The sequence below is a fragment of the Roseomonas genomospecies 6 genome (assembly GCF_008365375.1).
GTDB lineage: Bacteria > Pseudomonadota > Alphaproteobacteria > Azospirillales > Azospirillaceae > Azospirillum.
On the sequence record NZ_QOKW01000059.1, the window covers coordinates 1 to 9659 of the forward strand.

Annotated in this window: 5 protein-coding genes; all 5 read right to left on the reverse strand. The window is 69.0% G+C overall.

What is annotated here, in order from left to right:
- Positions 1-756: 756 nt before the first annotated feature.
- Entirely contained in the window at positions 757-3429 is a 2673-nt protein-coding gene (locus tag DS843_RS30480) for a virulence factor SrfC family protein (RefSeq protein WP_149472563.1), read from the reverse strand.
- A gap of 16 nt (positions 3430-3445) precedes the next feature.
- The gene (locus DS843_RS30485) at positions 3446-6460 is read right to left on the reverse strand and encodes a virulence factor SrfB (RefSeq protein ID WP_149472564.1); all 3015 of its coding nucleotides are present in this window, start codon (positions 6458-6460) and stop codon (positions 3446-3448) included.
- 75 nt (positions 6461-6535) lie between these two features.
- On the reverse strand, positions 6536-7783 hold the full coding sequence (locus DS843_RS30490; protein ID WP_149472565.1) for a hypothetical protein: 1248 nt from the start codon (positions 7781-7783) through the stop codon (positions 6536-6538).
- A gap of 5 nt (positions 7784-7788) precedes the next feature.
- Positions 7789-9015: a S1 family peptidase gene (locus DS843_RS30495; protein WP_149472566.1), complete on the reverse strand. Its 1227-nt coding sequence runs from the start codon at positions 9013-9015 to the stop codon at positions 7789-7791.
- Between the two features lie 55 nt (positions 9016-9070).
- Positions 9071-9427, reverse strand: coding sequence for a vWA domain-containing protein (locus DS843_RS30500; protein ID WP_149472567.1), 357 nt, complete (start codon positions 9425-9427; stop codon positions 9071-9073).
- Positions 9428-9659 lie beyond the last annotated feature (232 nt).

Consider the following 9659-nt stretch of genomic DNA (forward strand, 5'->3'; position numbering starts at 1 on the left):
GGGGGGGGGGGGGGGGGGGGGGGGGGGGGGGGGGGGGGGGGGGGGGGGGGGGGGGGGGGGGGGGGGGGGGGGGGGGGGGGGGGGGGGGGGGGGGGGGGGGGGGGGGGGGGGGGGGGGGGGGGGGGGGAGGGGGGGGGGGGGGGGGGGGGGGGGGGGGGGGGGGGGGGGGGGGGGGGGGGGGGGGGGGGGGGGGAGGGGGGGGGGGGGGGGGGGGGGGGGCGGGGGCGGGGGGGGGGGGGGGGGGGGGGGGAGTGGCGGTGGGGGCGGCGGGGGTGGGGGTGGTGGTGGTGGTGGTGGTGGTGGTGGTGGTGGTGGCGGTGCTGCCGTCGTCGGAGGCGTCAGAAAGGAGGAGCCGCCGCGGGCGCTCGGATCGCCGGCGGGGGGAACGGCGGTGGAGGGGGGGGTGACCCCTTGCCACATGGCCTGCCCCTCGAGTTTCAGATCCGGCAGCAGGATCCGCACCGGCGTAAAATCCTCGATGAGCGCGGTGACCCGCTCGCCCAGCGACACGACGAGGTCGGTCCCTTCGTCGCGGACGGGAGAGTCCTGCCAGCGGTACTCGACCGCCTGCCAGCCCCGCTGGCCGAGATAGGGGGATTCGGGATCCTCCTGGGCGATGATGACGTCCACCGGGCCGCTTGCGCGGCCGGCAGCGGCCGGAATCACCACGGCGGCGACACCGCCCCTCGGGTAATGGTCGTCGTCCTTGATCTCATAAGGCAGGCGCATCGTGGCTCACTGTGCAGGCGGGTAGCGTCAAAGGCGGAAGGCGTCGAGAATGGCGCCGAGGCGGGCGTTCTGTTCTGGGTCGACCAGCTGGCCGGCGCTCGAGGACGCGTTCTCGCGGGTCAGGGCCAGGAAGGCCCTAGCCCATTCCGTGGGGAACTGCCGGCGCAGAGCCGACAGGGAGGCCTCGTCGGCGGGCAGGTCCGGCAGGTCGCCGGGCGAAAGCGGGCGCACCGCCGTGAAGGCGCTCCGCGCCTGCGCGGCGATGTCGGCATCGGGGGCGTCCTCCATGAGCCGGCGGCCGGCGTCGCTGACGAAATCGTTGACGATCAGGCTCGTGCCCAGGGCTACGGCGGCGGCGGTCGCCGCCGGGGACTGGCGGTAGCCGATGACCTTGTCGGTGTGCGCATCGATGCGCTCGATCAGGCGGAGCCGCCGGGCGCCGCTTTCCAGCTCATCGGCGAAGGTCTGGAACTGCTCCGGAGTCAGGCCGAAATAGCTGGTGAAGGCGCTGTTCCCGGTCTTGCGCAGCAACCCGTCGAGCCAGCGGGCGATTGCCGCGCTGCCGTAGGTCTCGCGGCGTGGCGCCGCCTGGACCGGGGCGGCCGGTGCCGCCGATCCCCACGACCCGCTCAGAGCGTCGAAATCGATGCCGAAATCGTCGGCCGGCGGCTTCGCGGCGGGTGCGTTGGCGATTTGGGCAGCGTTCCGGTCGCGCCGCGCGAAGTCGAAATAGGCCTGCCGGAGCGCCAGCTCCTCGACCCCCAGCTCCTGCAGAAACAGGCCGATCGGCTGACCGGACGCGCCGAGGGCGCGGAACGCCTCCATCGCGCGGGCCGTGCGGCGGTCCAGCCGTTCTTTGATGTCGTCCTTGTCGAAATAGGTGGACAACTTGGCGGACAGCTCCGAGGCCAGCGCCTCGGCCCTCGGTCGGATCTGATCGTACTTCAGATCGGGCGCGCAGACCGGCGCCAGCGCCTCGGCGAGGTGCGACACGCCGCCGTCGTTGAAGGCCATCATGGCGTCGACCTTGTGGTCCAGATCGGACACATGGGTCCGGACCAGATGGTTTTCGGCCAGGGCCTTGCGGAAGGTGGGCAGCAGCCGGTTCTCGAAATCGGGTGTCAAAGCAGCCTCGTCGCGCACCACCCGGTCGGTCGGTGGGCCGTCATAGACGAAGATGCTCTGCTGTTCGACCGCCTTCGGATTGCGCAGCATGAAGCTGTTGTCGAAGGGCCGGTTCGGGTGCCATTCCGTGGTCCAGCCGGGGAAGGACCGGAAATTGGTGTCGAAGCGGTTCTCGATCTGCTGGTCCATGCCGGCGCCGGCCGCGAGATCGAAAAGCCGGTCGCACTTGGTCATGCAGAACAGCAGGCTGGTGCTGCGCCCGGCCCGCTCCCGGGGAGTGGCCCCGTGGGTCTTGACGATCCAGCTCTCGACCAGCTCGGGAAGCTTCGCGACCTCCATGTTGCTGTCGGGAATGCACAGCATCATGGTGTTGAGGTCGAGATCGGCCACGTAATTGTCGAACAGCACCGCGACCTTGCCGCGCAGCAGGCAATTCTCGCGGGGCGGGCGCTCGCCAGCCTTGACGTCCCGCCTCAGGTACTTCTCGGGCGTCTTGTCCTCGCGGGAGCGGGCTCCCGGGAAATCGAGAAGGTCGGTGTGCTCCAGGAACGGCCAGGGCGCCCGGTCCAGCGTCACGCGCAGTTCAGACGTCAGGGCGGTGACCACCGATTTCCGGAGCGAGACCTGGGTCCGGTCGGCCAGCGCCAGCCGGACGATCTGCGCGCCCGGGCCACGGCTCTGGGCCAGTTCGTAGATGCGGTCCACATGGAGGACACCCGCGGAGGTGTCGCGAATCGCCTCCATCTGGGCGAACGCCACAGCCGAGTGCGCGAGCTGGTCGAGCGCGCCCTTCAGCTCGGTGAAGAGACCGTCGAACTCCGGCAGGTTGCCCCAGAGCGGCGAAAGAGCGCGGACACGAGCCGGTCCGCTCAGCAACGGGAGCAGCCGTTCCATCGCCGGCCAGTAGGCCTCCGCCAGCTCCGGTATCTGCATGTAGGGATGGGCGGTCAGGCTCTCCTCGAAATACTCGCGGAGTTCCAGAACATCCTCCATCCGCAGGCCCGGCGCCGGTGTGCGTCCAGCCTGCGGTTCCAGTTCATCGACCATCCGGTCGATCCAGGAGACGTGCAGCGGGTCGCGCGGCTCGTAGGTGCCCGAGAGATCGAACAGGAAGCTGTTGGCCAGGATCTTGACGAGGTCCACCTCGCGCAGGAGCCGCAGGACCACGGGAAAGCCGGGCGGGGTGGGGTAGGGGGTGATGGAGAAGCGGGTGACGAGGCCGGTGGTCTCCTTGCCGCCCTGGGGATTGACTTGGCTCAGGAAGTCCAAATCCTCCCGTTCGACGCCTTCGCCGAACACCACCCTGGCCGGCCGCTCGGTCGGGGTGATGAACTTGCCGATCAGAAAGGACTTGCCGGCTTGGCTGGGCCCGAACACCGCCGCCGACATCGGGCGCACGGCGGCGGTGGCCAGCCGGTTGGCCTCGACGATGTGGGTCTTCAGGCTGCGCTCCAGCCCGGAGCGGGCCGGACCGATGAGCTTGGCGTTGTCCGATATCCAGCCTAGGGCGTCCTTGGCGGCTTGCGCCATGGACAGGGAACTCTTGCCGAGGGCTTGATCCTTATCGCGTACCATGGGGAGTATCTTCCTCTCAGCCCTGCGAGTTCATGGTGAGCAGACCGCTGTCCAGCCAGTAGCCAGCCTCCTGGCCGCGCTCGACGCGCAGGGTCTGGAGGCTCGGAGGTTTCAGTCTGTCGGTCACGTCCTCGCCGTTGGCGTCCTTGACCTGCTGCACGTCGAAATCCTCGAGGGCGCCCTCGTCATCCTCCACGGCTTCGTTCTTGCGTTCGAAGGTCACCGAGAGCGGCATCGCCAGCTGGCCGGCATCAGCGGAATTCCGGAAGTCGAGGAAGTAAAGCGGCGTCGTCTTCCAGCGCTCCAGGGGAAGCTGCCGGTATCCGATGAAGGCGGGCGGCGTCACCGCGACCGTGCGGCTGGTGGCCTGCTCGTCGCTGTCCAGGTCGATGTCGGAGAAGATCAGCTTCTCCGTCCGGATCTGGTCGTTGATCTCCATCACGCCGATGTAGCGGGCGGTGGAGCGCATGCGGAAGTCGCCCGTGCGCACGAGCATGCCCTCCACCTGACCGGCGCAAACCTGGCAGAGCATGGCCCCGACCGCCGCGGTCGTTTTCGGGTCCTCGACCCGGAAGGTGGCGGAATGGAACGGGTACCAGTTGCCGATTTCGTAGGAGTCCATCGGCACGATCCGGCTGGGCGGAACCGGCGCCTGGCCAATGATCATGTCCTTGATGACCGGGAAGCAGGATGGCCGACCAGACAGCAGCAGGACGTCGCAGTCGTAGGAGCGGACCACGTCGCAGATGTCCGTCAGCATGCCACGGACGACACCGCGGATGGTCGCGGCGATGTTGGAGCGCCGGGTCCGCAGGACCACGTGGTCGAGGCTGAAGCCGGAGCCCCCGCTTCGCTGGGCGGCAGCCTCGACGTAGTCGATGACGGCGCGCCGAGGCTGCCGGTCCGCCGGGAAGCTGTCGGCCAGCCGCAGGACCAGCTCTTCGTCGCCGACATGCCGAGCATCCGCCTCGTAACGGCTCAGCAAGGCGAGCGCCGCCGGCCTTAGCACTTGGTTGACGAACAGGGCGCGCAGGGTCCGTTCCTGCTGGGACATGCCCTCGCGTTCGCTGCTGAAGCGCTCGACCAGGAAATTGTCCGGGTAGGGCACCCCTGCTTCGGCAAGCGTCTGCCGCAGGCAGGGCAGAACCTCGTCCTCGATCACCTGCTTCAGTATGTCGTCGCCGGCAAGGCGAAAACCCTCGCGGAAGAGTTGGCGGGGCAGGATGGTGCGGTCGTTGTCCGTCACCTCATGCTGGATGATCATCAGGTCGGTGGTTCCACCGCCCATGTCCATGCTGGCCACGCGCAGCATGGGGCGCCCGCCGGAGTCCTGCCGGTTGCGGCGCATCATCGTGAAGAAATCGCGCGGTGCGCTTTGCAGCTTCTGCGTGATCTCGTTGTAGAGATAGACGAGGTGTGTGGCGGTCGCTTCGTCCCATTCGGTCTTGAGTTCGGGGCGCCGGCGCAGCGGCTGGTTCGCGTCCCAGTCCATCACCTCCCACAACAGATCGATGGCGGATTTCGCGAGAACCTTCAGTGCCTTCTGCTCGGCCACCGGGGTCGCCGAAGGGACTGTCAGGATCACGTTGCGCAGCACGCGCGGTTCCTCGCTGCGCGCCCGATGGGCGCGGGTGGAGGGGGCGTTGATCTGGATCAGCGCGTGCGCCAGAAGCTCCGTCAGCATCAGCATGTAGAGGGAGCGGCGCGAATAGGCGGGCTTCATGCCTGGGAGGTCCCCCGGCTTCAGCTTGTTGCCGTTCTGCTTGAGCTTGCTCGGGATAGGGCCGCGGATCGGCGGCACCCGCTCCCCCACCGGCAGGAGTCCGCCGTTGTTCACCCAGGGGGTGGCGCGCTCCGACTTGTCCCACAGGTAGCGCTTGGGGCTGGAAAGCCCGCTGCGTCCTTGCGTGCCGTCGGTCAGTGAGGCGAGCCAGGCGGCCTCCGGCCCGACGCGCACCGGGCTGGGCCACCAGAAGGCGTCACGCACCGGCCGCCCTGACATGCGCGAGTAGGCGCCGAGATTGAAGTTGGATGTGTGGAACTCAATCCGGCTTTCGAACGGATCGGCATAGGTGTGGGCCGGGTTGGACAGATCCCGCAACTCGAGCCGGTAAGCCTGGCTCATGTCGAGCCGCTGGGTCCCCTCCGAGGAGTCCTCGATCAGGATCCCGCAGGTCCGGCTGTTGCCGATGTCGATGACGAGGTTCACGGGGATCGGCTTCTGGTCACGCGCGTAGGGCGACTCGTCCAGGAAGCGCAGGCGCGGCAGGATCGGCCCATCCGGCGCGCCGACGGGACGGTCGGGCGCGCTGCCGTCGCCCAGCACCTTGAGCAGGACCGCGTAGCTCGCCCAGTAGATGCCTCCGTTGGGAAGACCATCGAGCGTCACCTTCCGGCCGTTGCGCCGCGCGCTCTCCGCGGCAAGGTGGTTGTCACGGAGCCAGGAGCGGACCCATTCGGTGTTCAGGAAGGGGGTCACGTCCCGGAAGCAGGTGGCGAGCGCGAAGGGCGCCATGTCGGTGGCGTCCCGGGGCTCGGGCATGACGTACCGGTTGCCGGCGGGACGCGCCCCGAGAAGGGTGTCGAGCGCCAGCGTCACCCGCCACCGGTTGCCGTCGGCATCCGGTTCCGGCAGCTTGGTGACGAACAGGCGCGACCAGTTGAACGGGCCTTCGTCGAACGCCCCATCCTCCAGGATGCGCAGGACGGGGGCCGGCATCCAGCGCCCCGCGAGGAGGTCGAGCACTTGGTCGCCCCGGACGAGGAACACGTCCTCCTCGTCCACGGACATCCGCATGCGGGTGGCCGGATCCTCGTAATAGGGCTGCTTTTCCTCGTCGTGGCTGACCTCATGCAGCTGCACGGGCTGCCGGCCGTCCTCCAGTTCCCCGGCGAGCGGCTGGCAGTAGAAATGCTGCCGCACCTGCCCGGCGAAGGCGGCCGTCACGCCGAAGTCGAGAAACTGGATGCCGGTGTTGGGGATCAGCGTGACGACGCTGCCTTTTTGCCAGCGGAACAGGCTTTTCAACATTGCTCGAACGTCCTTGGCTTCTCGACGGTCTACTCTAAGCGGTGCGCAATCCCGACCTGGCGGGCAGTCCGGTTTTTAAGGAATCGTCACGTCCACGACCCGCACCTTGCCGCTGGTCCCAAGTTGGCCGTCGTAGACGGTCTCCTCGGAGCCCTTCTTGACCCGGACTTGGAAGCTGCTGCTCCCGGCGCCCCGGTCCTTGAAGTTGTTCACTTCGATCCGATAGCTGCCTGGCTTGGCTTGGCGGAAGTGGATGTTCTCGACGGGGCGGGCGATCGGGCTGGCGCTGTTAGCATCAACGTCCAGCACTCCGCCGCAGGCCGTGGTGTTGCGGAAGTAAATCTCCGCACCGTCCGGACATCCAACGTGAAGGTCCAGGTCGGCCGAGGTGTTCCAGATCAGCGTGACCGTCAGCTCACCCTCGGCGGCCCCCGATTCGGCCATCCGCCGGTCGAACTCGGAATTGGCGCGCCGGGGGGCGGCCGGTGTCGGCGGTTCGCATCGGGGCGCCTGTTCGAGGCGCTGTTCGAGCGAGGCCAGTTCAGCGCGCAGCGCGTCGGTGCGGACGGACTCGGGGGCCGGGGCCGGAGCCATGGCCATGGGCCGCACCGGACAATGGTTCAGGAGGCTCCCTCCGGGCCAGATACCGCACCCAATCATCAAGACGTAGAAGATCCAGGCCGTCAGCAGGGCGAAGAGAAGCCAGAGCAGGGACCACCAGGCGAAGGGACGCTCGACCAGGATCGGCACCGGCGCGGGCGCCGCCGCCGGAGGCTCCGCCGGGGGTACGGTGACCGGCGGCGGCGCGGCAGGCGGTGGCGGCGGGGCCGCGCGGCGTATGAACTCTTTAAGGGGGTTGTGGGCGGGCAGTGCGCCTTCCGGTTCGGTGCCCCAGTTGATCAGCACCGGCTCTCCGTCCACGGAGAAGAGGAACTTCTTGATCCCTTCGGAATCTCCCGGAAGGCTCAAGGCGCGCTGGAGGGTTTCGCCGATGAGACGCGCGGTCTGGTTGCTCGAACCGAGCAGCGGCCCGGCCATGGCCTCCACTTGGGCCACCTTCGCCTCCAGGGCGGCGCGCAGGGTCTCCTGGTCAGCGGGGGACAAGTCCTGGAAGCGCTTGACCGACTTGCCCTCCGGCGCGAACCAGGTAATCCGCCCGCCGGGCTGGGCGACGGGCTCGGCGAACAGGTCGGCAAGGCCCGGCTGGGGGGCAGTGCGCAGGTAACTGTCGATCTGCTCCCAAGAATCGAGCACGCGTCGTCCGGCGACGCCCAGCGGGCGCAGTCCGGCCAGGGTAGTGTCGGCGATCGGCTTGCGGACCATACCCGTCACTCCGCCTTCGGAGCGGCGGGCTGACCAGCGCCCGGGGTCCCGGTGGCCGGTGCCCCGGCGGCGGGCGGCGGAGCGGGCGTGCCGGATGGGGGGATGCAGGCGCCCGTCGCGGCGCGCACCCTTACGTTGTTCGCCGCCAGGAAGCGGCTGGCGTCGGCGGCGGCGAGCGCATAGTTCATGCGGCCCTCCTCGCGCGCCTGGATGAAGGTGTTGATTCCCAGCACCCGGCCGCAGCGGTCGACCAGGGGGCCGCCGCTGTTGCCCGGCGTGATCTGCGCTGTGTGCAGAACCATGCCGGTGCCGGCCCCGGACTGCACCGCGGTGACCACGCCCTCCGTGACGGCGGCGGTCGGCAACTCGGTCTGTTCGCCGCGCAGCAACTGCTGGAACCGCCCATCCGTGTTCAGGACCATGCCGGGATAACCGGCGGTGATCACGTTGACCAGCCGCTCCGCGGGCGGCGCGAAGGACAGCGGCACCGGAAGATTGGCGCCGTTCCCCTCCGGCACGCCGAGCAGCGCAAAGTCCGGCGAGCCCGGCTCGCCGTCGGCGCTTTCCGCCAGGATTTGGGCGGTCGCGACACCGGTCGCCCGGCTGACCACGTGAATTTTGCGCCCGGCGTCGCCGGCAGTGACGTGCCGGTTGGTGAGGACGCGGCCCGGCGCGACGAAGAAGCCGGTGCCGGACCCCTGCACCTTCCCGGCGGCGTCGGTCTGGAGGACCAGAACCGTCGCTTGGTCGAGCAGGTCGAGCAGCGAACCGGAGAAGGGCCGGTTCTCCGGGACGGACTGGGGCGGCACCCTTGTTTGGTCGGGAGGGGCGGCTGGCAGCGCCGCACGGTCTTGTGGCTGCACCGCGGCCGCGGCGGGGCCGTCGGGCAGGTGGTACCCGTCCGGCGCGACGCATACACGGGCGTCGAGGAGGCGGCGCAGGCTGGCGATGCGTTCCTCCAGAGCCCGGTTGGTCGCGGCCTGCGCGCCGGGAGCCGGCGTGAAGGCGGCGGGCTCCGGCGCGAGAGCGGCAGGGTAGCGCAGCACACCCGGAATCAGGAGGAAGAGGAGCACGATCGCGGCGACGAGGCACGCGATGGTTGGCGCTACCCACGGGCGGTGGGGTATCACGACGACCGGAAGCTGGTCCGGAGCGTGGCCGCCGGATGGCGCGGTGCCCTTGCTCTGTCGATCCCCAGGCTCCCCATTGGTGCCTTCCCCATTCACGCTCATTCCTTTGACCCTTTTCCTTGTCTCTCTGCGTCCTGTCGGGTGGTAATCCGGCGCTTCATCGGCAGTGGTCCGGCACGTTCTGTCCAGCGGCCGTTCTCAGCAGCGGCGCGAGCGATGTTACGGCATCGGGCTGCAGGAACTGGCCACCGGTCCGCTCGGCGACGCAACGGATGGCATCGATGGAGCGGCTGATGGCGAGGACGTTCACGTTGATCTCCGGGCGTTCCCGTTCCAGCCGCGCGGCCGCCGCGCAGGGATCGCCACCGCAGCTGTCATAGCCGTCCGATATGAGGACGACGTTGAGATGACGGCCGGAACCTGCCTCACGTGGAATCAGTCCCGACAGCGCATCGATCGCATCGGCGAGCGCGGTCGAACTCCGCAGGCTCGTGCCGCCGATCGCCTGCTTCAATTCTGTGCGCTGAGCGGGCGAGAAACGCCCTTCGTGCCGGGGCGGTCCGCACTGCGCAAAGCTGATCAGATCAAAACTGACGTTCTGGTCGGCGGCATCGGCTAACCGGGATTATGCACGAGGGTTGGCGGGTGTAGCGGCATCCGTTGAGCGGCCGTAGAATTTGGGTGCTGAAGCCAATCCCCGCCGTTTTCGGAGCGCCCACCCGCCATGGTTGATCCTACGCTGCCGC